This is a genomic window from Streptomyces xanthochromogenes, from assembly GCF_014650455.1.
Lineage (GTDB): Bacteria > Actinomycetota > Actinomycetes > Streptomycetales > Streptomycetaceae > Streptomyces > Streptomyces xanthochromogenes.
The window spans coordinates 655,305-680,887 of record NZ_BMUZ01000003.1 but is presented as its reverse complement, the minus strand read 5'-3'; the positions used below and the strand labels follow the sequence as shown (position 1 = coordinate 680,887).

At 72.6% G+C, this 25,583-nt stretch carries 18 protein-coding genes; 13 read left to right on the top strand and 5 right to left on the bottom strand.

Annotated elements, in window-relative coordinates; translation table 11 throughout:
* Positions 1–76: 76 nt before the first annotated feature.
* The 11 genes from IE267_RS10405 (at position 77) to IE267_RS10355 (ending at position 17,095) form a co-directional block, all read left to right on the top strand.
* On the top strand, positions 77–3,232 hold the full coding sequence (locus IE267_RS10405; protein WP_189762920.1) for a cytochrome P450: 3,156 nt from the start codon (positions 77–79) through the stop codon (positions 3,230–3,232).
* Between the two features lie 240 nt (positions 3,233–3,472).
* Entirely contained in the window at positions 3,473–4,405 is a 933-nt protein-coding gene (locus IE267_RS10400) for an NADP-dependent oxidoreductase (RefSeq protein ID WP_189763032.1), read from the top strand.
* Between the two features lie 179 nt (positions 4,406–4,584).
* On the top strand, positions 4,585–5,853 hold the full coding sequence (locus tag IE267_RS10395; RefSeq protein ID WP_189762919.1) for an EfeM/EfeO family lipoprotein: 1,269 nt from the start codon (positions 4,585–4,587) through the stop codon (positions 5,851–5,853).
* Positions 5,850–7,082 (top strand): iron uptake transporter deferrochelatase/peroxidase subunit, encoded by a 1,233-nt coding sequence (gene efeB, locus IE267_RS10390; protein ID WP_189762918.1) that lies wholly within the window; start codon positions 5,850–5,852, stop codon positions 7,080–7,082. Before IE267_RS10395 ends, efeB begins: the two co-directional genes overlap by 4 nt.
* A gap of 184 nt (positions 7,083–7,266) precedes the next feature.
* A complete protein-coding gene (locus tag IE267_RS10385) occupies positions 7,267–9,162 on the top strand; it encodes a phospholipase C (RefSeq protein ID WP_189762917.1) in 1,896 nt (631 codons plus the stop codon).
* Positions 9,163–9,327: 165 nt separating this feature from the next.
* Entirely contained in the window at positions 9,328–10,242 is a 915-nt protein-coding gene (locus IE267_RS10380) for a glycoside hydrolase family 25 protein (protein ID WP_161245797.1), read from the top strand.
* Between the two features lie 118 nt (positions 10,243–10,360).
* Positions 10,361–11,965 (top strand): APC family permease, encoded by a 1,605-nt coding sequence (locus IE267_RS10375; protein WP_229860995.1) that lies wholly within the window; start codon positions 10,361–10,363, stop codon positions 11,963–11,965.
* A 290-nt stretch (positions 11,966–12,255) separates the two neighbouring features.
* A complete protein-coding gene (locus IE267_RS10370; protein WP_189762916.1) occupies positions 12,256–14,292 on the top strand; it encodes a hypothetical protein in 2,037 nt (678 codons plus the stop codon).
* A 55-nt stretch (positions 14,293–14,347) separates the two neighbouring features.
* Positions 14,348–15,991: an ABC transporter substrate-binding protein gene (locus IE267_RS10365; protein ID WP_189762915.1), complete on the top strand. Its 1,644-nt coding sequence runs from the start codon at positions 14,348–14,350 to the stop codon at positions 15,989–15,991.
* Between the two features lie 138 nt (positions 15,992–16,129).
* A complete protein-coding gene (locus IE267_RS10360) occupies positions 16,130–16,720 on the top strand; it encodes an Asp23/Gls24 family envelope stress response protein (RefSeq protein ID WP_189762914.1) in 591 nt (196 codons plus the stop codon).
* Between the two features lie 33 nt (positions 16,721–16,753).
* Positions 16,754–17,095, top strand: coding sequence for a YkvA family protein (locus IE267_RS10355; RefSeq protein ID WP_189762913.1), 342 nt, complete (start codon positions 16,754–16,756; stop codon positions 17,093–17,095).
* Here the strand turns inward: IE267_RS10355 and IE267_RS10350 are convergent.
* A complete protein-coding gene (locus tag IE267_RS10350) occupies positions 17,052–18,476 on the bottom strand; it encodes a pyridoxal-phosphate dependent enzyme (protein WP_229860930.1) in 1,425 nt (474 codons plus the stop codon). The genes IE267_RS10355 and IE267_RS10350 overlap by 44 nt on opposite strands.
* Positions 18,477–18,623: 147 nt before the next feature.
* Here IE267_RS10350 and IE267_RS10345 point away from each other — a divergent pair, with 147 nt between their 5' ends.
* On the top strand, positions 18,624–19,550 hold the full coding sequence (locus IE267_RS10345; protein WP_189762912.1) for a class I SAM-dependent methyltransferase: 927 nt from the start codon (positions 18,624–18,626) through the stop codon (positions 19,548–19,550).
* 3 nt (positions 19,551–19,553) lie between these two features.
* Here the strand turns inward: IE267_RS10345 and IE267_RS10340 are convergent, their stop codons facing one another.
* The 3 genes from IE267_RS10340 to IE267_RS10330 all read right to left on the bottom strand — a co-directional run bounded on the left by IE267_RS10340 (position 19,554) and on the right by IE267_RS10330 (position 23,598).
* The gene (locus tag IE267_RS10340) at positions 19,554–20,966 is read right to left on the bottom strand and encodes a hypothetical protein (protein ID WP_189763030.1); all 1,413 of its coding nucleotides are present in this window, start codon (positions 20,964–20,966) and stop codon (positions 19,554–19,556) included.
* 137 nt (positions 20,967–21,103) lie between these two features.
* Entirely contained in the window at positions 21,104–22,492 is a 1,389-nt protein-coding gene (locus IE267_RS10335) for an amidase (protein ID WP_189762911.1), read from the bottom strand.
* Between the two features lie 119 nt (positions 22,493–22,611).
* Complete coding sequence (locus IE267_RS10330) at positions 22,612–23,598, bottom strand: LysR family transcriptional regulator (protein WP_189762910.1); 987 nt, start codon at positions 23,596–23,598, stop codon at positions 22,612–22,614.
* Positions 23,599–23,840: 242 nt separating this feature from the next.
* Between IE267_RS10330 and IE267_RS10325 the strand changes: the two genes are divergently transcribed.
* Positions 23,841–25,097: an MFS transporter gene (locus IE267_RS10325; RefSeq protein ID WP_189762909.1), complete on the top strand. Its 1,257-nt coding sequence runs from the start codon at positions 23,841–23,843 to the stop codon at positions 25,095–25,097.
* Between the two features lie 63 nt (positions 25,098–25,160).
* On the opposite strand, the gene IE267_RS10320 is transcribed toward IE267_RS10325, so the two are convergent.
* Positions 25,161–25,559: a tautomerase family protein gene (locus IE267_RS10320; RefSeq protein ID WP_189762908.1), complete on the bottom strand. Its 399-nt coding sequence runs from the start codon at positions 25,557–25,559 to the stop codon at positions 25,161–25,163.
* Positions 25,560–25,583 lie beyond the last annotated feature (24 nt).

The following is a 25,583-nucleotide window of genomic DNA, read 5'->3' as shown; positions in this document are numbered from 1 at the left end:
CGGACGCGAGAAACCACTGCACAATCATGCAGTCGCCCGCCCGGGACCCGGGCACCGGGAGGGCGAGGCTTGAACCATGACGGACATGATCCTGATCCCCACGCCCGCACGCCCAGCCGCCGCCGACACCGTCCCCGTGGTGGACATCTCCGCGGGCGGTCCCACCGCGACCCCCATCCAGCAGGCCATGGACCTGACCCGCGCGCACGGGCCGGCCTTCCGGCGCCGCCTCCACGAACACCAGGTGCTCTTCGTCAGCTCGCTCGACCTGGTCACCGAGCTCGCGGACGAGACCCGGTTCGCCAAGGGCATCTCGAAGGTCCTCGACCACGTGCGGGAGTTCGCGGGCGACGGCCTGTTCACCGCCTACAACGACGAGCCGAACTGGGCCAAGGCGCACGACATCCTCATGCCCGCCTTCGCGCTCGGCTCGATGCGCACCTACCACCCGGCGATGCTGCGCGTCGCACGCCGGGTGATCGAGAGCTGGGACCGCCGGGTCGCCGAGGGCACGGCGGCGGACGTCGCCGACGACATGACGCGGATGACCCTGGACACCATCGGGCTGGCCGGCTTCGGCTTCGACTTCGACTCCTTCGGACGGGCCACCCCGCACCCCTTCGTCGAGGCGATGGTGCGCTGCCTGGAGTGGAGCATGAAGCGGATCGGGCGCGCCCCGGGCGCCGACCACACCGAGGCGGACCGGGAGTTCGAGCGCGACTCGGCCTATCTCGCCTCGGTGGTGGACGAGGTCATCGCCGCCCGCACCGAGAGCGGGGACACGTCCGTCGACGACCTGCTCGGCCTGATGCTGGGCGCCAGGCACCCGGGGGACGGCACCACCCTGGACGCGGCCAACATACGCAACCAGGTCATCACCTTCCTCATCGCCGGCCACGAGACCACATCGGGCACCCTGTCCTTCGCCCTCTACCACCTCCTGAAGGACCCCACCGCCCTTCGCCTGGTCCAGCGCGAGGCCGACGAGCTGTGGGGGGACACCCCCGACCCGGAGCCCTCCTTCGAGGACATCGGGAAGCTGCGCTTCACCCGCCAGGTGCTGAGCGAGACCCTGCGCCTGTGGCCCACGGCCGCGGCCTTCTCCCGGCAGGCCCGCGAGGACACCCTGCTCGGCGGGCGCGTCCCGCTCGCCGCCGGTGACCTCGTCACGGTGCTCACTCCGATGCTGCACCGGGACCCGGCCTGGGGCGACAACCCGGAGCTCTTCGACCCCGCGCGGTTCACCCCCGAGGCGGAGGCGGCCCGCTCGCCGCACGCCTACAAGCCCTTCGGGACCGGTGAACGGGCCTGTATCGGGCGGCAGTTCGCCCTGCACGAGGCGACCATGCTGCTCGCCCTGCTCGCGCACCGCTACCGCTTCGTCGACGCCGACGACTACCGGCTGCGGATCAAGGAGACGCTCACTCTCAAGCCGGAGGGCTTCACGCTCTCCCTGGCCCCGCGCACCCCCGCCGACCGGGCCCTGAACCGGCTCGCGTTCCCCGGCACCGCGGCCACCGGCGAGGCCGAGGCCGCCGACCGGCCCGAACTGCCCTCCCGGGTGCGCCAGGGGACCGGCCTGCTGCTCCTGCACGGCACGAACTACGGCACCTGCCGTGAATTCGCCGAGCGGCTCGCCGCCGAAGCGGCCGGTCTCGGCCTCGCCACCGAGATCGCCCCGCTGGACGCCCACGCGGGCGCGCTGCCCAAGGACCGTCCTGTCGTCATCGTCGCCGCCTCCTACAACGGACAGCCCACCGACGACGCGGCACGCTTCGTCCGCTGGATCGAGGAGGCGGAGCCCGGGACCGCCGACGGACTGCCGTTCGCGGTGCTCGGCGTGGGCGACCGGAACTGGGCCGCGACCTATCAGCGGGTGCCCACCCTCATCGACGAGCGCCTCGCGGCCCTCGGCGGCGACCGGCTGCTGCCGCGCGCGGAGGCCGATGCCTCCGGTGAACTCATGGGAACAGTAAGGGAGTTCGCGACCGCGCTGCGCGTGGAGCTGCTCGTACGGTACGGCGACCCGGAGGCCGTTGGCGCCACCACCGCGCCCGCCGGGGCCGCGTACACCGTCACCGAGATCGCCGGCGGGCCGCGCGACGCGCTCGCCGCGCGGCACGGACTCCTCGAGATGACCGTCACCGAGGCCCGCGACCTGACGGTGCCCGGCCACCCCCGGCCCAAGCGGTTCGTACGCCTGGCCCTGCCCGACGGCGTCGAGTACCGCACCGCCGACCACCTCACCGTTCTTCCCGCCAACTCCCCGGCGGTCGTCACCCGGGCCGCCGCCGCCCTCGGCGTGGACCTCGACACCGTCCTGAGCATCCACGCGCCGGGCACGACACCGGCCGCGCTGCCGGTCGACCGTCCGCTGTCCGTGCGCGAACTCCTCACCCACCACGTCGAGTTGAGTGGTCGGCCGACCCGCGACCAGGTCGCACTGCTCGCCGCGCACAACCCCTGCCCGCCCGAGCGCGCCGCCCTCGACCACCTCCCCGCCGACGACCCGCGGCCCCTGCTCGGCCTCATCGAGGACCACCCCGCGCTGCGCGGCGCCCTCGACTGGCCCACCCTCCTGGAGCTGCTGCCCCCGTTGCGGCCCCGCCAGTACTCGGTGTCCTCGTCGCCCGCCGTCGACCCGCGCCACGCCGACCTCATGGTCTCGCTCAACCCGGGCGGCACCGGCTCGGGCCATCTGCACGCGCTGCGGCCGGGCGACACCGTCCTCGCCCGGATACAGCCCTGCCGCGAGGCCTTCCGTATCGCGCCCGACGCCCCCGAACCGGTCGTCATGGTCGCGGCGGGCACCGGCCTCGCCCCCTTCAGAGGCGTCGTCGCCGACCGCCTGACGGTCTCCCAACCCGCCCCGGCCGTCCTGTACTTCGGCTGCGACGCACCGGATGCCGACTTCCTGCACGCCGACGAACTGCGCGCCGCCGAGCTGGCCGGAGCGATCTGGCTGCGCCCTGCCTTCAGCGCCCCCGCCGAAGGCGACGGCCGTTTCGTGCAGCACCGCATCGCCGAGGACGCGGACGAGCTCTGGCCGCTCCTGGAGGCGGGCGCCCGGGTGTACGTGTGCGGTGACGGCAACCGGATGGCACCCGGTGTGCGCGCGGCCTTCCGCGAGCTGTACGCACAGCGCACCGGAGCCTCGGCCGAGGAGGCCGAGACCTGGCTGAACCGGCTCACCGCCGAGGGCCGGTACGTCGAGGACGTCTACGCGGGCTGAGGCACCCATGCCCGCGGGCCCGGACAAAACCGGCACCCCGTCCCCGGGGATGCGGGCCGGGGCACCCGGGTACGCGCACCTTCCCCGGGGCGGGTGGACCGCCCGGGGGGCGCGTCGGCGCGGCGCGCACCAGAATCGTAGGAACCGGGGGGCCCGCCTCAGCGCGGGCCTTCCGCCCACCTCGACAGCGGGAGAGAGCACGCGATGCCCACCAGTTCGGCAAGCACCGGGAAGAGCACCATGAAGGCCATGACGTACTCCTCGTACGGGGACAACTCCGTCCTGAGCCTGACCGAGCAGCCCCAGCCCAAGGTGGGCCCCGGCGAGGTGGTCGTGCGGGTGCGCTGCGCGGCCGTCAACCCGGTCGACTGGAAGATCATGTCCGGCGGCCTCGACGCCATGATGGACACGGTCTTCCCGGTCGTGCCGGGCTGGGACGTGGCCGGTGTGGTGGAGCGCGTGGGCATCGACACCCCCGAGTGGAAGGAGGGCGACGAGGTCGTCGCGTACGCCCGCAAGGACTATGTGCACGGCGGCACCTTCGCCGAGTACGTCACCGTCCCCGTCCGGGCGCTGGCCCGCAGGCCCGAGTCCTTGAGCTGGGAGGAAGCGGCGGGCCTCCCGCTCGCGGGGCTCACCGCGCACCAGACCCTGACCCGGCTCGGGACCGGCAAGGGCGACACGGTGCTCGTGCACGGTGCCGCCGGTGGCGTCGGTACGTTCGGCGTACAGATCGCGAAGGCGCTGGGCGCGCGCGTCATCGGCACCGCCTCCGAGCGCAACCACGACCGGCTGCGCGAACTCGGGGCCGAACCGGTGACGTACGGCGACGGCGTCGCCGACCGCGTCCGCGCGCTGGCCCCCGACGGGGTGGACGTCGTCGTCGACTACGTGGGCGGGGTGCTCGACACCACCCGGGCGGTCCTGCGCGAGGGCGGCCGCCACGCCTCGATCGCCGACCCGTCGGTGACGGAGGCGGGCGGCCAGTGGATGTGGGTGCGCCCCGACGGCCCCGGGCTCGAAGCGCTCGCCGCGCTCGCGGACGCGGGACAGCTCAAGGTGCCCGTCGCCGAGACGTTCCCCCTGGAGCGCCTCGCGGACGCGTTCGCACTCAGCCAGGCGGGCCACACCCACGGCAAGATCGTGATCCGGGTCGGCGGGGACGCGGCGTAATCTGCGCCGTTCGGGGCCAGAACCGGTGACACGGCGGTGAGCCCAGGGGTAAATCTGGACGCGCGCCCCGTCCGGACGAGCGTCCGGGCCGGGCGCGGTGCCTAGCATGAGCGGGCCCAGCACGAGCGGTGGCCTCCTCCCGGCGCCGCTTCCCCGCCGACATCGAACGGAGCGCCGTGATGAGCGACCCCGACCGGGGGCCGGCCCAGGAGCCGGCCGAGCCCGAGGAAGGGGGCGCGGCGCGGCTCCGTACCGCCCGGCCCGCCGGCCGCCGTCGCCTCGGCGCGGCCCTGGCCGCGATCGCGGTCGCGGTGGGCGGGGGCATCTGGGCGCTCGGCCCGCCCGGCGGGGGCGGCCCGGCCGCCAAGCACCCGGCCGCCGGGGGCCCGACCGCCGTCGAGGTCTCGACCGGCTCCTGTGGCCGGGGCTGGAGCGGCGCGACGGCGGGCCCCCAGGTCTTCGCGCTGCGCAACACCTCCTCGACCGCGGCCGAGGTCGACCTCACCGACGCCGCGACCGGCGCCGTCTACGGGGAGATCGAAGGTCTCGCGCCCGGCACCACCCGTGAGCTGCGGGTCGTACTCGGCGGCGGCTCCTACGCCTTCAAATGCCTCCCGGACGACGCCGATGCCGTGACCGGCCCCACCGTGAAGGTCGCGGGTGCCCGCACCGGCGGCCCGGCCGCGGTCCCGGTCACCCAGCACGACCTCATCCCCGTGGCCCTCGCCCACCAGCGCTGGATCACGGCGAAGACGGTCGAACTCACGGACCGCACCGATGAGTTGAAGCACGCCGTGGACAGCGGCGACCTCGACGCGGCACGCTCCGCCTGGCTGCCCGCACACCTCGTCTACGAGCGGATGGGCGCCGCGTACGACGCGTTCGGCGACGCGGACACCGCCATCAACGGCTCCGGACCCGCCCCCGCGGACGCCGCATCCGCCCAGGACTTCGAGGGCTTCCACCGCGTCGAGTACGGGCTGTGGCACGGCGAGTCGGCCGCCTCGCTGCGCGACCACGCCGACCGGCTCGACCGAGCCGTGCACGCCCTGCGCGACAGCTGGCCGCAGGAACGGCTCGACCCCGCGCAACTGGGCCTGCGCGCCCACGAGATCCTGGAGGCCACCGCGCAGTCGGAGCTCACCGGCCGCACCGAATACGGCAGCGGCACGAGCCTCGCCACCGCCCGTGCCAACCTCGACGGCACCCGCGAACTCCTCACCCTGCTGCGGCCGTTGCTCGCCTCCCGCTATCCGGAGCTGCCACGCCTGGACACCTGGCTCGACCGCACCGGGCGCACCCTGGACGGCTTCGCTGCCGACGGGAAGTGGACGCCCCTGGATCGTCTCGGCCGCCAGGACCGGCAACGGCTCAACAGCGACATCGGGCAGACGGTGGAGCTCCTCGCCCCCGTGGCGACGATCTGTGACGCGCGGAGGACGACATGAGCGGGGTACGCCGCAGGGGGTTCCTGCGGGGCGCGGCCGCGGGGGCCGGTACCGCCGTCGCCGGGGCCGCCCTGTCCGGCGCCATCCCGCGCCCGGCCCGCGCGGAAGCGGTGGAGCAGGCCGCCCCGCACCTCGACTTCCACGGCGCTCACCAGGCGGGCATCCTCCAACTCCCGCAACGGGCAGCGGCGTTGGTGTCCTTCGACGTGACCGCCGCGGACCGCAGAGAGCTCACCGAGCTGCTGCGCACCCTCACGGACCGGGCCCGCTTCCTGGCCACCGGCGGCACGCCCGCCCCGCTCGGAATCACCGCGCCGCCCAGCGACTCGGGCGTCCTCGGGCCGCAGGGGCCCACCGGCGGGGTCACGGTCACGGCGGGCGTCGGCGCGTCGCTGTTCGACGAGCGGTACGGCCTCATGAGCCGCAAGCCGGCCCGGCTCGCCGCGATGCCGGCCTTCGCCGACGACGACCTCGACGCCGCCTGGTGCCACGGCGACCTGAGCGTCCAACTGTGCGCGGACAGCCCGGACGTCGTGCTGCACGCCCTGCGCGACATCGCCCGGCACACCCGGGGCGGCATGCAGGTGCGCTGGCGCATCGACGGTTACACCAGCCCGCCGAGGCCCAGTGGAACGCCCCGTAACCACATGGGGTTCAAGGACGGCACCGCCAACCCCGACACCGCCGACGCGGCCGCGATGGACCGGCTCGTCTGGGTGGGCCCGGGGGGCGCCGAGCCGGCCTGGACGGCGGGCGGCAGTTACCAGGTGGTGCGGCTCATCCGCATGCTGGTGGAGTTCTGGGACCGGGTCTCGCTCAGCGAGCAGGAGCGGATGTTCGGGCGTGCCCGCGACACCGGCGCCCCGCTGGACGGCACCGTCGAGTTCGACGTGCCGAAGTTCGCGGAGGACCCCAAGGGCGACGTGATCCCGCTGGACAGTCACATCCGGCTCGCCAATCCGCGCTCCGGGCGCGGCAGCGAGGACCAGCGCATCCTGCGGCGCGGCTACAACTACGACCGCGGCATGGACAGCAACGGCGACCTCGACATGGGGCTGATCTTCTGCTGCTACCAGCAGGACCTGGCCCGGCAGTTCGAGACCGTACAGAAACGACTGGCGGGCGAGCCGCTGGCGGACTACATCAAGCCATTCGGCGGGGGATATTTCTTCGCCCTGCCGGGTGTGCGCGACCGCACCGACTGGTTCGGCCGCGCCCTGCTCGCCTGATCTGCTCCGACCGGGCGAACTTCACCAACGGAGGGTCAAGTTTTGGCCTGATGTTCCTGACCGCTTGTTCACCATGGGGACACGGTGTCGCGGTCGCGGTGTAGTGGTCCGCGCGAAGCATCGCGTTTCGTCAAGGACATCACGAAGACGGCCGGAGCCGGAAGCGAGTGGAGGCACGGGGAGCATGGGCAGCAAAGGCAGCGATGCAGGTCCGGGACGCAGGGCCAGGCGGTGGGGGGCGTTCGCCGGAGCGGCGGCACTCGGCCTGCTGAGCGGAACGGCCCCGGCCGCGGCGGACTCCGCGGACCACTCCGGCGACCGGACGGCCACCCCGGTCAAGCACCTGGTGGTGCTCTTCCAGGAGAACGTGTCCTTCGACCACTACTTCGGCGCCTACCCGGTGGCGGCCAACACCGACGGCACGAGGTTCACCGCCGACCGGCGTACCCCGAGGGACATCGACACCCTGCGCAACGCCAGCCTGCTCACCAAGAACCCCAACCAGTACCTGCCCAAACGGCTCACCCCCGAGCAGGCCATGACCTGCGACCAGAACCACAGCTACGGGCCCGAGCAATACGCGGCCAACGGCGGCAAGGCCGACCAGTACGTCCAGAACACCGACTCCGGCAAGTGCTCAGGGAACCTGTTCGGCGAGCCCGGCCTGGTCATGGACTACTACGACGGCAACACCGTCACCGCGATGTGGAACTACGCCCAGCACTACTCGCTCGGCGACAACTCCTTCAGCAGCACCTACGGCCCCTCCACGCCGGGTGCCATCAACCTGGTCTCCGCCCAGACCCATGGCGTGATCTCCACCGACGCGGCCTCCGGCACCGAACACCCCGAGCAGACCGCCACGCCCGACCCGTACGCCGTGGTCTCGCCGGACGCCAAGGGCGTCGGCACCCTGGTCAACGACCCGGAGCCGGCCTATGACGACTGCTCGGGCAAGGACCACACCAGCACCAGCCCGCTGGCCGCGATGCGGGGCCGCAACATCGGGGACCTGCTCAACCGGCAGAAGGTGACATGGGGCTGGTTCCAGGGCGGCTTCCGGCCCAGCACCGCGTGGGACGGCGACGAGGGCCACTACGCGAAGTGCTCGGGCACCACCCACGCCAATGTGGGCGGCGCCGCGGCGATCGACTACAGCCCGCACCACGCGCCGTTCCAGTACTACGCGTCGACGTCCAACCCGCACCACCTGCCGCCGAAGAACACCGCCGAGATCGGCCACGACGGGCAGGCCAACCACAACTACGACCTCACCGACTTCGACGCCGCCCTCAAAGCCGGGAACCTCCCCGCGGTGAGCTTCCTGAAGGCACCGCAGTACCAGGACGGTCACGCCGGCTACTCCGACCCGATCGACGAACAGCACTACCTCGTCGAACAGATCAACAAGATCCAGCAGTCGCCGCAGTGGAAGGACACCGCGGTCGTCGTCGCGTACGACGACTCCGACGGCTGGTACGACCACGCCTACGCCAAGCCGCAGAACGGCTCCAAGGACACCAGGCCCGGCTCCGACGGCAGGGCCCCCGACAGCCCCGCCTGCCAGGCCGGCCCCACCGCTGCAGGCGGCTACTCCGACCGCTGCGGCCCGGGCACCCGCCAGCCGCTGCTCGTCATCTCCCCGTACAGCAAGGTCAATTCGGTCGACCACACCCGCACCGAGCAGGCGTCCATCACCCGCTTCATCGAGGACAACTGGGGCGCCGGCCGCATCGGCGACGCCTCCTTCGACGCCCGCGCCGGCTCGTTGGCCTCCGCCTTCGACTTCAAGCACCCCAACGGCAAGCAGGTCCTGCTCAACGCCGACGGATCGGTCAAGTCCGTACGGGACATTCCCCGGCACCCGGCCCCGCCCGCCGCGGGCCCGGCGGCCTCGACCACCGCGGGCGGCTCCGGGAACACCCCGGTGACCCAGACCGCCGGTGAGACCCTCGCCCGGACCGGCTCGTCCTCGGCGCTCCTCCCGGCCGGCATCGCGGCCGCCGCACTCGTCGCAGGCGGGGCGGGTGTCTCCCTGGCCCTGCACCGCCGCAGGAACCGCGCGAACGCCACCGGCTGACACCAGCACCACCCGTTGGACGAAGGGCCGCCGACATCGTCGGCGGCCCTTTGCGGCATGACCGCGGACCCGTGCATGACACGCCCGTTCGGGAGTCGGCCTGCCCCAATACGGGCAAGCAACAGGTAGGAACAGCTGGTTCCGCCGGCTCGCGGAAGGACTCCCATGGGGATCTACGGGCAGGACTGGGCGTCGTACCAGTCGTCGACACCGGACACGAGCGGCCTGTCCTTCGCCTTCGTCAAGGTCACCGAAGGCCTCTCGTACATCAACCCGAGCTGGGTGTCCCAGCGCGATCACGCCAAGGCCAACGGGCTCGTGTGGGGCGGGTACCACTACCCCAACATGGGCAACAGCGTCCAGGCCGAGGCCAATTACTTCATCAACCAGGTCAACTGGCGGCCCGGCGACATCGTGATCCTCGACTGGGAGGGCTACGACGCGGCGAACTCCCGCGTCGCGAAGTCGACCCAACGCGCCTACAAGGACGCCTGGTTGAGGTACGTCAAGGGGCGCCTGCCGCACAATCCCGTCGGCCTGTACGCCAACCTCGACTACTGGTGGAACGTCGACCAGGACGGCTACTACGCCGACTTCCTGTGGATCGCCACGGCCGGGCGCGCGGCCGGCAGCCCGGGGATCCAGGCGAACTGGCTGTTCCACCAGTACGGCGAGTCCAACGGACTCGACCGTGACTACTGCCGGCTCGGCAGCACCAGTGAACTGCGCACCTGGGCACTCTCGTTCCAGCCCCCACCGCCTCAGGAGACCGACATGCCCCAATGGATCACCGGCCGCGTCGACGCGGGCACCCAGCCCACCGTCGTCCTGCTGCCGCACGGCACCGCATGGGCCGGCTTCAACCGCCGACTGCACCTCGGCATGGACCAGATCACCGACGTCCCCGCCGTCGGATCGGTCCGCGTCGCGCTCCACAACGGCACCGGATGGCGCGACATCCAGGCCGTGCAGGTCGAAGCCGCGGGCGGCGCGGTGGACGTGGACATCACCAGCGGCGATGTGAAGCTGAGCCTGCAGACCGAGACCGCCGGCGTCACCTACGCCGTCGAGACCTGGTAGCCCCGCGCGAAACCCGCCAGGACTTGGCGCCCTCCTCGGGCGCGCACGGCGACGGGCGTGACACGCTGGGCACTCTTGTGTCCCGAGTCATGCAAGGAGGCGGGTGCGCGTGCGGCCGATCAAGGCGGGGGAGGACCCCGAGGTCCTGACGGTGCTCGGCGAGGAGCGGCGGCTCCGCAAGGAGCTCGGCTTCTGGAGCCTGACCGCGATCGGGTTCTCGAACATCCTCGGCTCGGGCTGGCTGTTCGCCGCCATGTTCGCCGCCCAGACCGCGGGCCCTGCGGCACTCCTGTCCTGGGTCGGGGCCGGCGTGCTGTGCGCACTGGTGGCCCTGGTGATGGTGGAACTCGGAGCCACCCGTCCCGAAGGCGGCGGCACCGTGCGCTGGCCGCTCTACGCCAGCGGGCGCCTGGTCGGCACCGTCGTCGGATGGTCGGTGCTGCTCTCCGTCGGTGGCACCGCGGCGGAGATCAGCGCCATCATGCAGTACGCCGCGCACTACCTGCCCGGCCTCTACGCCCACGGCCGCCTCACCGGCTCGGGCCTCGCCGTCGCGACCGGTCTGAGCGTGCTCCTGACCGCGCTCAACTGGTTCGCGGTGCGCGCCTTCGCGCGCCTGAACAACCTGGTGTCCGTGTTCAAGGTCCTGATCCCGGTCCTCACCGTGGTCGCCCTGTTCCTCTCCGGCACGCACTCCGGCCGCCTCACCGACCACGGCGGCTTCGCCCCGTACGGCTATGTCGCCTGTCTGACCGCGCTCGCCGGGGGCGGGATCGTGTACTCCGTCAACGGCTTCCAGGCCCCCCTCGACTTCTCGGGCGAGGCCCGCAACCCCCGGCGTACCGTGCCGCTCGCGGTGCTCACCGGCATCGGCCTCGCGGTGCTCGTGTACCTCGGCCTGCAGCTCGCCTTCCTGTTCACCGTGCCCGACTCGCTCCTCGGCCACGGCTGGCAGGGCGTGAACTTCGACTCGCCCTTCGGTCAGCTCGCCCTCGTGCTCAACCTGCACTGGCTCGCCACCCTGCTGTACGCGGACGCGGTGGTCTCACCCGGCGGCTCGGCCTACGTCGGCGTGGCCATCGACGCCCGGCACACCTACGCCCTGGCCAAGAACGGGCTGCTGCCCCGCTTCTTCATGCGGATCGATCCCCGCTCCGGCACCGCGCGCCGCGCCCTGGTGCTGAACCTCCTCGTCATCATCGTCTTCATGCTGCCGTTCGGCGGCTGGCAGGACATCGTGAGCGTGATGGGCGACATGTATCTGATCGTGTACGCCGCCTCCGCCGTCGCCGCCGCCGCGTTCCGCGCCCATGACCGGGACCGGGGGCTTCCGCCCGCGGACGGCCAGGTCCCGGGGGTGCGCTGGATCGCGCCCGTCAGCTTCCTGGTGGCCAGCGAGTTCGTCTACTGGTCGGGCTGGCACCACCTGAGGCTCGCACTGCCCCTGGTGCTCGCGGGTGTCCCCCTGTTCCTGATGCTGCGTCGGGAGGCCGAAGGCCGTTCCACGCGCATCGAGTTGAGCCACGGAGCCTGGCTCGTCTTCCACCTGGCCGCCCTGACCCTGCTGTCCTGGCTCGGCACCTTCGGCGGCTCGGGCCGCCTGCCCGCCCCCTACGACTCCGTGGTGGTGGGAGCCCTGGCGCTGGGCGTCTTCGGCTGGGCGGTCCGCTCGGGCACGGCCCACCTCAGGACGGCCCCGGTCACCTCCCTTCCGGCGGACTGAGCCCACAACCGGGCCCCACGGCAAGGGAGATGAGCCACTCCGCTTCCCGAATCCACTCAACTGCCCCACACCCGCTCATCCGGCGTCCCGATGTGGTGGAACACCCGTCGCAACCTGTCCCTCCGGTGTTACCTTCCGTGTCAATCGATGCCGAAGGTGCGCCTTTGGCATGTCGGTTCCGGGGGGCGGTGAGTGCGGTGGGGGATCTTGATGCGGCAGAGGGCGCGGATGCGTTCCTGCGGCACATGTTGTGGCGGTATCCAGGTCAACGGCAGCCGATCGTGGCGCTGTTGGGGCCCCGGCAGTCGGGCAAGACCGACCTGTTGCAGGCCGTGTCGCGGGCGTGCGGCGGCACCGTGATCCACGCGGGCCTCGACTTCGAGGAGCAGCCGGTCGACCCGGTCTCCGCCGCGGCGCTCGCCGCGTTCCAGATGATGCGCGGCTGGGACAACCTGCGGCGCGGCCCGGTGTTCCACCGCTTCGGTCTCGGGCTGCTCGCCCTCAACGAGAACCTGGACGCCGATCGGGGCCGGGCCACCGTACAGATCCGCGAACTGATCCAGCAGTACGTCCGCAGCACCCGGGGCGGCAGGATCGCCATCAATCTGGAGGGCGCCGCGGTCGGCGCCATGGACGTCGTCACCCAGGGCGCGTTGAGCCCCCTGGTGTCGGGGCCCGCCCGCGAAGTGGTCTCCGCCGTACGCGACCAGGCCAAGCCCGTCATCGGCTCGCTGTTCCAGAGCGCCGCCCGCTGGGGCGTACGGGATGCGCTGCGCTGGCACATCAACGTCCCCGAGGCCGAGTCCGCCCGCTCCATCGACGCGCTGATCCGGCTGAGTTCCAGCTCCCGGTCCGCCGCCGTCGGCCCCCTGATGGCGGCGTTCCTCGCCGACGTCAAGGACCAGGCCGAGCGGCATCCCCCCATACGCTCCGCCTGCTCGTGCGTGCTGCCCGCCCACGGCGCCCGGCGCGACCGGCACGACCACGCGTGGGTGCTCCTGGTGGACGGGGCGCAGACCCCGTCCGGCCGTCGCTTCCTGACCGAACTCGCCGGCGCCCGCGCCCGCAACCAGCTGTCCGACGTGGACGGCACGGGCGCGGCCGACCCGCTCCTCGTCCTGTCCGCCTGCGCGCAATGGCAGTCCGAGTGGACGTCCTGGTGGTGTGAGCCCTGGCGCTCGACCCCGCTGGCCGGCACGCCCCAGCGCCGCGTCCCGGTGCTCTCCCGGGCCACCCGGACCCTGTGGGCCGGTGAGAACGACGCGGCCGTCGGCGTCGAGCGCGCCCCCGCGGCCGCCTGGTGGTACCCGGTGTGGCTCGACCCGATGACCGAGGAGCAGGTCGGCTACTCGATGGACCGCTCCGACCCGTCCCCGGCCCGTCCGCTGCCCGCATCGGTCGTCCACCGGCTGACCGGGGGCCACCGGGGCGCGGTCTCCGCCGTCCTGGAGGAACCGTTCGGCGTCCACCCGGGGCCGCACGGCCCCGCCGTCTCCCTGCTTGACCCGGCCGACGAGGAGGGCACGCCCCTGTGGTCGTACGCCCTGGAGACCAGCCTGCCCGAAGGGCTGCCCGTCCCCGGCACCACCTGGAGCACCACCCCCGCGGTCGTCCTCGCGGCCGCCTACCTCGCCGACGTCCGTACCGCGCAGGACCCCCGCCTCCCGGCGGACTCCGCGGAACTCCCGCGCAGCCTTGAGCTGTTGCGCCGCCACCTGTGGGTGAGCACCTTCACCCACCGCCCCTCCCGCATCCACGAGATCGGCCGGGGCGACGCCGACTCACCCGCCACCCTGCACCCCTGGCTGGCCCGCTCCGCACTCACCGCCCTGAACACCGCGCGCCGCACCCAGCCCGCCGAACCCACCCTGTGGCACGAGGTGTTCGCCGACCAGTCCTTCGCGCTCGCCACCCCCTCGGCGCTCGGCGGTGACCCGGCGGCCGTGGAGCGCGGGCTCTTCCACGACCTGGCACTCGGCCGCTTCGAACCGGTCGCCGCCGCACTCGCCGACCGCTTCGACGAGGACCACCGCGCCTGGATCCGGCTGCTCGACTACCTGTCGTCGGCACCCTGCCGGCTGCTGTACGAGCAGTCGCCCCAGGAGGCCTACAGCACCTTGCTCGGCGGGGTCGAGAGCGCCGGGCGGACGGTCTTCGCGGTGGCCACCGCGAAACTCCTCGCCCTGCTGTGGCTGTACAACGACCCGCTGACCGAGCACACCCGGCGCTGGGACGGCGAGATACAGGAATGCTTCAACCGCCTCGCGCACAACTCCCGTCTGCTGGACGTCAGTCCGCTCCAGCAGGCGGCGGCCGCCTTCGCCTAGCCCCGCGGCGGGTGCGGCAAGGACGCGCCCGCCGACCGCACCGCAAGGAGTGTCCATGACACCCGCTGTAGGCAGTCCCCGCTTCGGCCGGCTGCGCCGCCACCCCGTGCTGTCGGCCCTCGCGGCGCTCGTGATCCTCGCCGGCCTCGTGTTCGGCGGCCGCTGGGGATACGGCAAGCTCTTCCCGCCCTCGCTCACCTGCGGCACCGGCCTGACCGCGACGGGAAGCCCGCTCGCCTGCGCCGGGGTGAACATCGACAGCGGCCCCTTCACCGACCACGAGCCCGCCCGCATGCGGGAGTTGGAGGGCATGGTCAAGTCGGCCAACGACACGGTGAAGGGCCCGTACACCAGCATCGTCCTGATGCTGGACCTCTCGCCCATATCCGATGTGGACACCCTCACCTACGACTCCCTCTACCCCAACATCGAAGGCGCCCTCACCGCCGTGTGGCGGGCCAACAACACCGCCGCGTACGGCAGTACGCCCGCCATCAAGCTGTACCTCGCCAACATGGGCAGCCAGTACGGCTCGTGGGAGCAGACCGTCGCCAAGCTCAAGGAGAAGGCTGCCTCCGAGCACATCTCGGCGGTCGTCGGCCTCGGCCAGTCCACCGAGCAGACCCGCCGCGCGGCCGCCGCGATCTCCGCCCAGCTGCACATCCCGGTCATCGGGTCCACGGTGACGGGCAACTCGATGAACCTGGATCCCGCCGACCCCACCGGCAAGAAGCAGATCGTCGACATGTTCCGGGTGTCCCCGACGAACTCCGACTCGGTGACCGCCGCCAACCAGTACGTATCGGGGCTGCGCCCCGCGGTGACCTCGCTCGCCGTCGTCGCGGACAGCGTCACGGGCGACGACTACACCCAGACGCTCGCCGAGGACGCCAAGGCCAAGTTCAAGGTGCCGGGCCGTACCGTGACCGTCCTGCCGTACACCTCGCCCGTCGATCTGCCCGCCGGATCGGGCCGTCAGGCCTATCTGGTCCAGCAGTTCAACCTCATGCATGCCAACCTGTGCCAGGCCGCCCCCTCCGTCGTCTACTTCGCGGGCCGGGGCCGCGACCTCGGGGCGTTCGTGGAGAACTGGGTGCAGGGCGCGCCGTGCGGGATCGCGCAGTTGCACATCCTCGCCGGTGACGACGCCTCGGAGTCCATCCGCGACAAGGCCGTCCTGAGCGGCATCGCCTCCGGTCGGGTCACCGTCGCCTACACCGCGCTCGCCAGCCCCGACGAGTGGGGCAAGGAGTGCCCGGGCTCCGACGCCAAGCACAACTACGACCAGTTCTGGTCGGCGTTCACCGGGCGCCCCGACCCCTGCACCGGGCAGCCCCTGACCGCCGACCACGACGGGCCGGCCCTCTCCTTCGATCCCGTGGACCTGGCCAGTGGCCAGGCGATGCTCACCCACGACGCGGCCGTCGCGGCGGTCAGCGCGGGGCGGCGCGACGCCGTGGGCCTGAAGAACCCGGGCCTGGAGACCGGCATCCTGCACCAGTTCTACTGTGCGCAGATGCTGCCCGGGGCCAGCGGCTGGCTGTCGTTCGGCAGCGACGGCACCCCCGCGGGCAAGCCGACCCCGGTGGTGCAGCTCGGCTCCGACGGCACGGCCAAGACCATCGCCCTGACCTGGCCGGACGGCGCCCCCAACCTCAGCCTGCCGCAGCGCGGCGGCAAGGGCGCGCCCGGCTGCTGAACCGCTCGCCCGCGGCGGCCGGCGGCTTCCGCGGGTAACTGGCCCGATATCCGCATGAACCGCCTGGAGCACGGTACCCGGAGGGAGCGACCCGGCGGCCGCCGGCCGCCACAGCACTCCCCGAGGAGGTGGCTTCGCATGACGGAGCCGATCGGCCAGACCCTGCGGAAACCCGAGTCGGACGAGTTCCGCACGGCCACCCCTGGCACGGCCGCGCCCGGCACGGCCGCGCCCGGCACGGCCGCGCCCGGCACGGCCGCGCCCGGCACGGCCGCGCCCGGTACGTTCACGTCCGGCGCGGCCGCGGACAGCACCACGCTCGAACCCGCCAGGAGCGGCGTGGGCGAGCCGCCGGCCACCCGTGGCCGGACGACCATCGCGGGCGGTGTCGTGGAGAAGATCGCGGCACTGGCCGCCCGAGAGGTGCCCGGCGTCAACGCCCTGGGCGGGGGCCTGGCCCGTACGCTCGGCGCGATGCGGCCGGGCCGCGCCTCCGTGACCCGCGGCGTGAAGGTCGAGGTCGGCGAACGCCAGACGGCCATCGACCTGGAGATCGTGGTCGAGTACGGGGTGAGCATCACCGAGGTCGCCGCCGAGATCCGGCTCAATGTCATCGGGGCGGTGGAACGGATGACGGAACTGGAGGTCGTCGAGGTCAACATCGCCGTCAGCGATGTGCACCTCCCGGACGAGAGCGCGTCCGAGGTCCCCGAGAGCCGGCTTCAGTAGCATCGCCGCCACAGAGCGACGGAAGGCGGCTCGATGAGCACCGAAATGAAGGTCGGCCTGGTCCTCGCGGCCCTCGCGCTCCTGGCGACCGCCGTGGTGACGGTCGTTCTGACCATTCGCCTGATCAAGGCCCGCAAGCTCCTCCAGGACGCCGGAATCCCGCTGACCCACAAGGCGGCCTGGTGGGGCGCGCTCCTCTATGTCGTCAGCCCCGTCGACCTCCTCCCGGATCCGATCTACCTGGACGACATCGGCGTGCTCCTGCTCGCCCTGCGCACCCTGCACATGGCAGCGGCGCGGGCCTCGCAGGGCGAGCTCGGTGTGGGCAAACTCAGTGGTCGGTGGGCAGCAGAGCGCGCAGGCCGGCTGAAGTGATCAGGGCCTCGGCGCAGCCGTCGCGCAGAACGACCGCCGTGTCCCGGAGATGCCGGGTCAGTGTGCCGAGGGCCTCCTCGGCCGGCTCGCCGTAGCCGAATTGGGCGAGCGGCGCGTCGAGGTGGTCCGCCAACGGGTCGTCCGGCGCCGCGACGCCGTCCCGAAGGTCGGCTTCGAGTCCGGCCAGGGTCACCGATCCGGTGAGTTCGGGCGCGGTGGGCCGCCGGTCCGGGCCCGCAGGGCAGGGACCGGCCGGCAGCACGGATTCGACCCCGGCGAGCTTCCTCGCCCGCAGCACGTCGAGGGCGTCGCCGACCGGGGTGCGGATGTTGAGATAGGGCAGCGCCGGGGCGACGCCGCCCTCGGGAGCGGCGTCGGCGACCCGGGGGCCGCTCGCGTCGCCGTCGAGGAAGCCGAGGCGCAGCATCCAGGTGTCGTTGAAGTACTTGGTCAGGTACTGCCGTCCCGAGTCCGGAAGGATCACGACGACGACGGCGTCCGCCCCCGCCCCGGCGGCCACCTGATGGGCCGCGGCCAGTGCGGTGCCGGACGAACCGCCCGCCAACAGGCCCTGATCGCGGGCGAGTTGGCGTACGGTGTGCAGTGCCTGCCGGTCGGCGACGGGCACGATCCGGTCGACGACATCGGGGTGGTAGGACCTGGGCCACACGTCCTGCTCGGTGTCCGGGTGCAGGAAGTGACCGGCTGCCTCGATGAAGTAGGGACGTCCGTCGCCCCCGCCGTACACGGAGGAGGCGGGGTCCGCGCCGATCACCTGGACGCCCCCTTCGCTGACCTCCTTGAGGTAGCGGCCGGCCCCGCTGATGGTGCCTCCCGTCCCGATGCAGGACACCAGGTGGGTGACGCGCCCGCGGGTCTGCTGCCAGATCTCGGGACCGGTGGTCAGGTAGTGGGCCTCGGGGTTGGCCGCGTTGTCGTACTGATTCGCGAGCCAGCCTCCGGGCGTCGAATCCGCGAGGTGGGCCGCGAAGCTCATCGGGTGGTCGGGGTGCTGGCGCGGCAGGCCGCCCGGCTTGACGACCACCTCGGCGCCGAAGGCCCGCAGGGTGTTCACCTTCTCCTCGCTGACCCGGTCCGTCACCACCACGAGGGAGCGGTATCCCTTCTGGGCCGCCACCAGGGCAAGACCGATGCCGGTGTTGCCGGACGTGGCCTCGACGACGGTCCCGCCGGGCGGCAGCAGCCCGTCCTTCTCCGCCTGCTCGACCATGCGCAGACCGATGCGGTCCTTGGCGCTGCCCCCGATGCTCAGATACTCCAGCTTCGCGTAGACGGTGGCGGCACCCTCGGTGCGCAGCCGCACCAGCGGGGTGCCGCCGATGAGCCCGAGCGCGGATTCGTAAACGTCCATGGCGTCCATCACGGCACCCTAGCCAACGGCCAGGCGCAGCAAACGCCGTACCCGGGTGTCGAGTTGGGGTGAAGGGAGGCCCGGGAGTGCGCCCGGCGTCCCGGAATCAGCAACGAAAGTTGCCGTGGGCCGCCCGGCGGGCGCAGGCTCGTCCGCATGAGCGCACACAACGATTCCGGACATGCACAAGACCAGGCACAAGACCACGCACACGCCCACGGCCACCAGCACGGGGACCTCGACTGGGAGGTCATGGCCGCCCATCTCGTGAACAGCGGCGAACTCCAGCTCCCGGTCCTGCGCCGGACGGCGGGCCGCCTGAGCGAACTGCTCGGCCCGGAGCGGGAGGTCCGACGGGTCCTCGACATCGGCAGCGGTCCGGGCGTGATGACCTGTGTGCTGGCCGAGACCTTCCCGGCCGCCGAGACGGTCGCGGTGGACGGCGCCGCCGCACTGCTCACCCACACCCGGGACCGCGCCGAGCGGCTCGGCGTGGGCGAGCGCGTCGCCGTCCGGCACGCCGAACTCCCCGACGGCCTGGACGGCGCGCTCGGCACGGCCGATCTGATCTGGAGCAGCAAGGCCGTGCACCACATCGGCGATCAGCAGGGCGTCCTCGACGCGCTCGCCGGGGCGCTGAACCCCGGCGGGATGCTCGCGGTGGCGGAGGGCGGCCTGCCGATGCGCTTCCTTCCGCGTGACATCGGCACCGGGCGCCCCGGACTGCAGGCGAGGCTCGACGCCGCCCAGGAGTACTGGTTCGAGATCATGCGGTCCGAACTGCCCGGCAGCACCGCGGTGGTCGAGGACTGGCCCGCGATGTTCGGCCGCGCCGGGCTCACCGGGATCGCGAGCTTCACCCTGCTCCTGGATCTGCCGGCGCCCTTGGACGAGGCTGCCCGCACCTTCCTGCACGCCCAGCTGACCCGCCTGAGGGAGATGATGAGCGAGTCCCTGGACGAGGCCGACATCAAGACCCTCGACCTGCTGCTCGACGCCGACGCGCCCGAGGGCATCCTGCGCCGGACCGATGCCTTCCTGCTCTCCGCCACCACGGTCCACACGGGCGTACGCCCCGTGTAGCGGTCACACCGCGCTCTGCCCCTTCGCGAGGGCCCACTCGCGGTGGAGCGCGCCCAGCGGAATGCGGTGCTCGATGACCGGTGTGCCGAACAGGGACAGGTGGAAGTCGAGCCGGCCGGCCAGGTCGAAGCCGCCGTACACCGCCCAGGAGGCGTGCGCGGAGGACTTCCCGTCACTGGAGGCGACGGCCTTGGCGTCTCCCGCGCCGCGCAGATAAGGGGCCACGTCCGCGGTGACGCCGAGGGCGCCGTACAGGCCGACGGACGCCTCCGCGCCGAGCGCGCCCTTGACGGTCCCGGCCGCCGAGACGCTCGCGTTCACCGGGGTGCTGTGCACGTCCGACGTGCTGACCGGGGCCCAGCCCTTGGCCGTCGCGTAGCTGCCGCCCACCCGGAAGTCGCCCTTGACGTCCTGCTGGACGTCGAGGGTGGCGTGGCCGTCGGCCGCCACCTGCACGTAACAGGTCAGGTCGAGGTTGACGACGACGGGCACCGGGCCCACCTGGATGACGGGGGCGCTGTGCAGCTTGGCGAAGGGGATGCGCTGGGGCGCGCCCGTGCTCGCGGCCGCACGGCCCTTGAGCGCCCACCGCGACGACCAGTCCCCGCTCATGCCGAGGAAGGCCGAACTCGGTCCGGGCCCGCCGTCCTTGCTTCCGCCGTACGCGAACTCCACCTGCGGGGTGAGCTGGAGGAAGCCGGAGACCGACGCCGCGGCCGAGGCGGGGGCGTCCTTGGCGGTGTTCACCCCGGCGTTCACATCGAGGCGCAGACTGCCGAGGGGCAGCTTCGCGCCCTGCGGCCCGAAGCGCGCGCCCTGACTCCTGGCCCACGAGAAGGTGACGCCCTTCATCAGGGGCACCACGCTGACCGACGCGGGGTCGACCGGCACCTTGCCTTCGGCCCTGTCGTCCTTGAGGACGGACGCGAGGGTGGCGGGGGCGGTCTTCACCTCGGTGCCCTCCTCGCTCCTGCCCACGACTTCGGTGACCTTCGCGAGCAGGCCGTCGGGCGCGCCGGGCGCGGGCGCGCTGGCGATGACGTCGCCCACCGCGACGGGCTTGTCTGCGGGCTTGCCCGGCGCGGGGGAGTGGCTGGGCTTGGCGCTGTGGCCGGGCGGGGCGGCGGATATGACGGCGCGTCCGCTCGCCCTGTCGTACGAGGCGACCTTCAGCGCGGATTTCTCCGGCCGGCCCTTGCCGCTGTGGGCCCGGGCCAGCGGCGTGGGCGCGATCGACCCCTGCGGGGCGGCGGCATCCACTTCGAGCCGCTGATCCCCGCCGGTCGCCTTCGACGCGGGGGTGGTGGCGCCTCCCGGCCCGGCCGCCACGGGGGCGGCGGGCGCCGAGCACCCGGTGCCGGCCAGCGCGAGCGCGGTGAGGCCGGGAAGCAGGAGGCGTCTGGTGAGCATGCGCACGGAGGTGTGACCTTCAGGTTGGGGGGTGGCCATTACCGACAGGTAACGTGAAGATGATCATGCCACGCCCGTGCGGCCGTGGTCACCTTCGCATTCCGTCAACTCCCTTGACCTGTGCGTCTGTTGAAGCTTCACCTTCAGGGGGCGCTCGTCGTCTCTCCGGATGCGGTGCGCCGCCAGGGGTGCAGCTCCTCCAACTGAGCCGCCAGGTCCAGGAGTTGATGCTCGGAGCCGGGCCGTCCCACGAGCTGGACCGACCCGGGCAGCCCCGAAGGCAGTGAGCCGAACGGCATCGCGAGCGCCGGGCGGCCCGAGAGGTTCCACGGCGGAGTCATCGGCGAGCAGGCGGTGTTGACCAGCATGTTGGTCACCCAGCCGCGCTCGTGCCAGGCCTCGGCCGCCGGTCCCGGGCGGGCGAGGGCCGGGGTGAGCAGCACGTCGTACTCCTCGAAGAACGGCTTGAGGCGTTCGTTCAGCGCGGCCCGGTGGTCGGTACGCAGCATGCCGAGCCGCTCGGCCAGCCGCCCTGCCCGGACGTGGTGCCGGGTACGCGGAGCGAGCAGGTGCGGATCGAGGCCTTCGGCTTCCTGCGCGACCCCTCCGGTCCAGCGGGCGAGGACGGCCGTTCCGAAGGACAGCGGGTAGGGCGGATGGGCGGTCGCCACGTGGTGGCCCGCGCCCGAGAGGGTGCGGGCGGCCCGGCGGGCGAGCGCCGCACAGGCGGCGCCGACGCGGACGCCCAGGATCGGACTGCGGGTGGAGAAGGCGATGTTGAGCCTCCGCGGGGCGTCCGGCTCACCGCGGGACGCACCGTTTGAGCCGTCCGGCCCGACGGGCTCATCGGCGAGCACCGAGAACATCAGCCGGGCGTCCGCGGCGGTCGTCGCCAGCGGGCCGTGCTCCGACATCCCGAACCAGCCGCCGTGGAGATCGAAGGGGATGCGCCCGGTGCCCGGCTTGAGGCCGATGAGGCCGCAGTGCGCGGCGGGGATGCGCAGGGAGCCCATGCCGTCGTTGCCGAGCGCGATGGGTACGAGGCCGGCCGCCACCGCGGCGGCGCTGCCCCCGGAGGAGCCGCCCGCCGTGCGCGTCGGGTCCCACGGGTTGCGGGCCGTGCCGTGCACCCCGTCCGTCGTGCCGAAGACGCACAGCTCGGGCACGTGGGTGAGCCCCACCACGATCGCGCCGGCCGCCCGCAGCCGGGCCACGGTGACATGGTCGGCGGCGGCCGGAGCCGTGGAGGTGGCCGCGGAACCGTTGCGGGTGCTCTCGCCGCGTACCGGCAGGTTGTCCTTGACGGCCACCGGCACGCCCGCGAGCGGCAGTCGGTCCAGATCCGTACGGTCGCCGACCGCGTCCGCCTCAGCGAGCGCGGCGGTGGCGCGCACCACGCGGAACGCCCCGATGCGGTCGTTCGCTTCGGCGATGCGGGCCAGATGGCGGGCGACGACCTCTCGGGGCGTCACCTCCTTGCGGCGCACCGCCTCGGCTATCTCGACGGCGGTCCGGCCTGCCCACTGCGTCACGGTGGCTCCTCGTCTGCTGGTGTGGTCACGAAGACCGAGGAGGCCACTGTGTACGGTCGTACGCCTCCTGTCGATACCGCGATCTTCAGGGCGGCCCGTTCGGCACCGGCCGGGTTCCGTCAGGTCCGGTGGAACGACTCGCCGTCCGCGCCGAAGCGTTGCGCCGGTGTCCTCATGCGCACCCAACTGGGCGACCAGGAAGATGAGTTGCTCTGCTCCGCGGGGAAGGCGGAGGCGAGGTGGCCGCGCAGTGCCGCGAGTGCGGGATGCGGGTTGTCGCTGCGCCAGATCAAGGAGTGCGGATAGACCGGTGTCGGATCGACGAGGGGAATGCGCCGCAGGCCCTGGTCGGCCGGCCAGGCGAACCGGGTCTGCTCGCCGACGAGGGTCGCCAGCACGGCGGAGCCGGCGATGGTGTCGAGGAGCGGCTCGGTACCGAAATCGGGGCCGGTCGCCTCGATGGTGAGGCCGAAGGCCACCGCGAGCGCGTCGTAGTACGCGGCCCATTCGGTCCCCGCGACGAGGCCGGGCATCCAGATCCGGTGCCCGACGAGCTCGGCGGGGCTGACCGCGCGGGCGTGGGCGAGGGCGTGGCCCGGGCCGGTCAGCAGCTGTACGGGCTCGTCGTGCACCCGGGCGGTCGTGATCCCGTCGGGCAGTTCCCGCTCGGTCACGGTGACCGCGCGGAACGACGCGTCGATCGTGCCGGAGCGTACGGCGGCGAAGGCCGCGTCCGCGTCGAAGAGCGTGACCACGTCGAGCTCGGTCCCGGGGTGTGCACGGTGGAAGCCGCGCAGCAGATCGGCGGGTGCGAGGCGGCGGCCGATCACGTCGACGCGCAGCGCACGGTGGCCGGGCCGGACCGAAGCTGCCGCCCGCTCCTCGGCCTGGAGCAGTGCGCGGGCATGCGGCAGGAAGGCCTGGCCGTCGATGGTCGGCCGGGCGCCGGATGCGGTCCGGGTCAAAAGCCGCACCCCGAGCTCCTTCTCCAGCGTGGCGACGCGTTTGGAGACGGCCTGCTGGCTGATCGCGAGATCGGTGGCGGCCTTCTGGAACTGCCCCGCGTCCGCGACGGCGACATAGGTGCGTACGGCGTTGAGATCCACGGCGGGCGATCCTAGGGCATCCCCGCGGGGCCGGGCCGGGTGCGTCGGCCGGCTGCCCGGCACGGGCGGGCGGTTCCGCCGGGTACGCCTGGTGCACAATGCCTGGTTGTGGCTTTCCGCCGGACCGGTTGTTTGACCTGCCTCTGTGCCGATCGCTTGGATCTCACGAGCCGACGTGGGGTTGTTCCACAGGGCCGGTTCCGCACGGCGGTTCCGCAGGGCGGGTGAGAGGTGTACTGGGCATGGCGGGCAGGAGGCGGTCGCTGGGGCGGCAGTTCGGATGGCTGTGGGCCGCGTACGGCGTGAGCACGGTCGGCACGATGCTGGCGTTCGACGCGTTTCCGCTGATCGCCATCCTGGTCCTGCACGCCGGACCGGCAGCGGTGTCGGCGCTCGCCGCCGCCGGGCTCGCGGTCGGGACGGTGCTCGCGGTCCCGCTCGGCCCGTGGGTCGAGTTCCGCGCCAAGCGGCCGGTGATGGTCACCATGGACCTGATCCGGTTCGCCGCCGTCCTCAGCATCCCGGCGGCTTTCGCACTCGGTCTGCTCGGCTTCGCCCAGCTCCTCGTCGTCTCCGTGGTCGTCGGCGTGGCCGACATCGCTTTCAGGGCTGCCAGCGGGGCCCACCTCAAGTCGCTCGTCGCGCCCGAGGACCTGCTCATCGCGAACGGACGGTTCGAGTCCACCTCCTGGACCGCCACCATGATCGGACCACCGCTCGGCGGATTCGCCATCGGTGCCTTCGGTCCCGTGACCACCGTGACGGCCGACGCGGTCAGCTATCTGCTCTCGGCGCTGGGAATCCGGGCGATCGGCAGCAAGGAGGCGCCGCCGCCCGCGCGGAGCGGGACGTCCGCGCGGCTGCGGCGCGGCGAACTGCTCGAAGGCTGGCGGCACATCCTCACGCACCCCTCGCTGCGCCCCCTGCTCTTCAACACGATCCTGGTCAACGGCCTGATCATGACGACCGCCCCGCTGCTCGCCACGCTCATGCTCGGCTCCCTCGGCTTCGCGCCCTGGCAGTACGGCCTGGCGTTCGGAGCCCCGTGCATCGGCGGCCTCATCGGCTCACGCCTCGCGCGCCGGCTCGTCGTCCGGTTCGGGCAGCGCAGGGTTCTGCTGGCCTCCGGGGCGCTGCGCGCGTGCTGGGTGCCGTGGCTGGCGCTCGTCGGGCCCGGTGCCGGCGGCCTCGTACTCGTCGTCACGGTCGAGCTCGGGCTGATCACCAGCTGCGGAATCTTCAACCCGGTGTTCGCCACCTACCGGCTTGAGCAGACCGGCACCGACCGTGTGGCCCGCATGCTGTCGGCGTGGACGGTCACCAGCAAGGCGACCATCGCGCTCCTGACGGCGCTCGGAGGCGTGCTGGCCGGCCTGACCGGCCCGCGCACCGCGATCGTCGTCGCCGGAGTCCTCATGCTGGCCACCCCGCTCCTGCTGCCCCGAGCAGCCCGCACACCGGTCCCCGAGCCGGCCCCGGCAGCGGCGGGCAGTGGCTGAGCACGCCCCGGCGGGGGCACCGGGGACGCCGACGGACCCCGGGCCCGCCGTGCGCCGGACCGGCTACGGCGTTTCGGGTGCGGGCGCGTACTGTGCCACGCCTTCGCCGAGCGACCAGTCGATCGACTCGTTCTCGGTGAGCGTGACGAAGACATTGCGCGGCTCGGTACCGGCGTACGCGTGGGCCAGTTCGGCGATCCGCCGGTAGAGCACCCGCTTCTGGCCCGGCGTGCGTCCGGCGCGCAGGGTGATCGCCACGAACACGATGCCGTGGTCCCGGCGTACGCCGAGGTAGTCGTCGTAGCGCAGGGTGCTGTGCGTGCCGTCGTGACCGACCAGCACCTGGAACCGGTCGTCGGGCGGGATGCCGATCGCCTCGACCAGGGCGTCGTGCACCGCGCGGCCGAGCGCGTCGAGCCGCTCGCTGTCGGCGCCCAGCGCGTCTATCCGGACAAACGGCATGTCGGTTCCCCTCTGCGGTGGTCC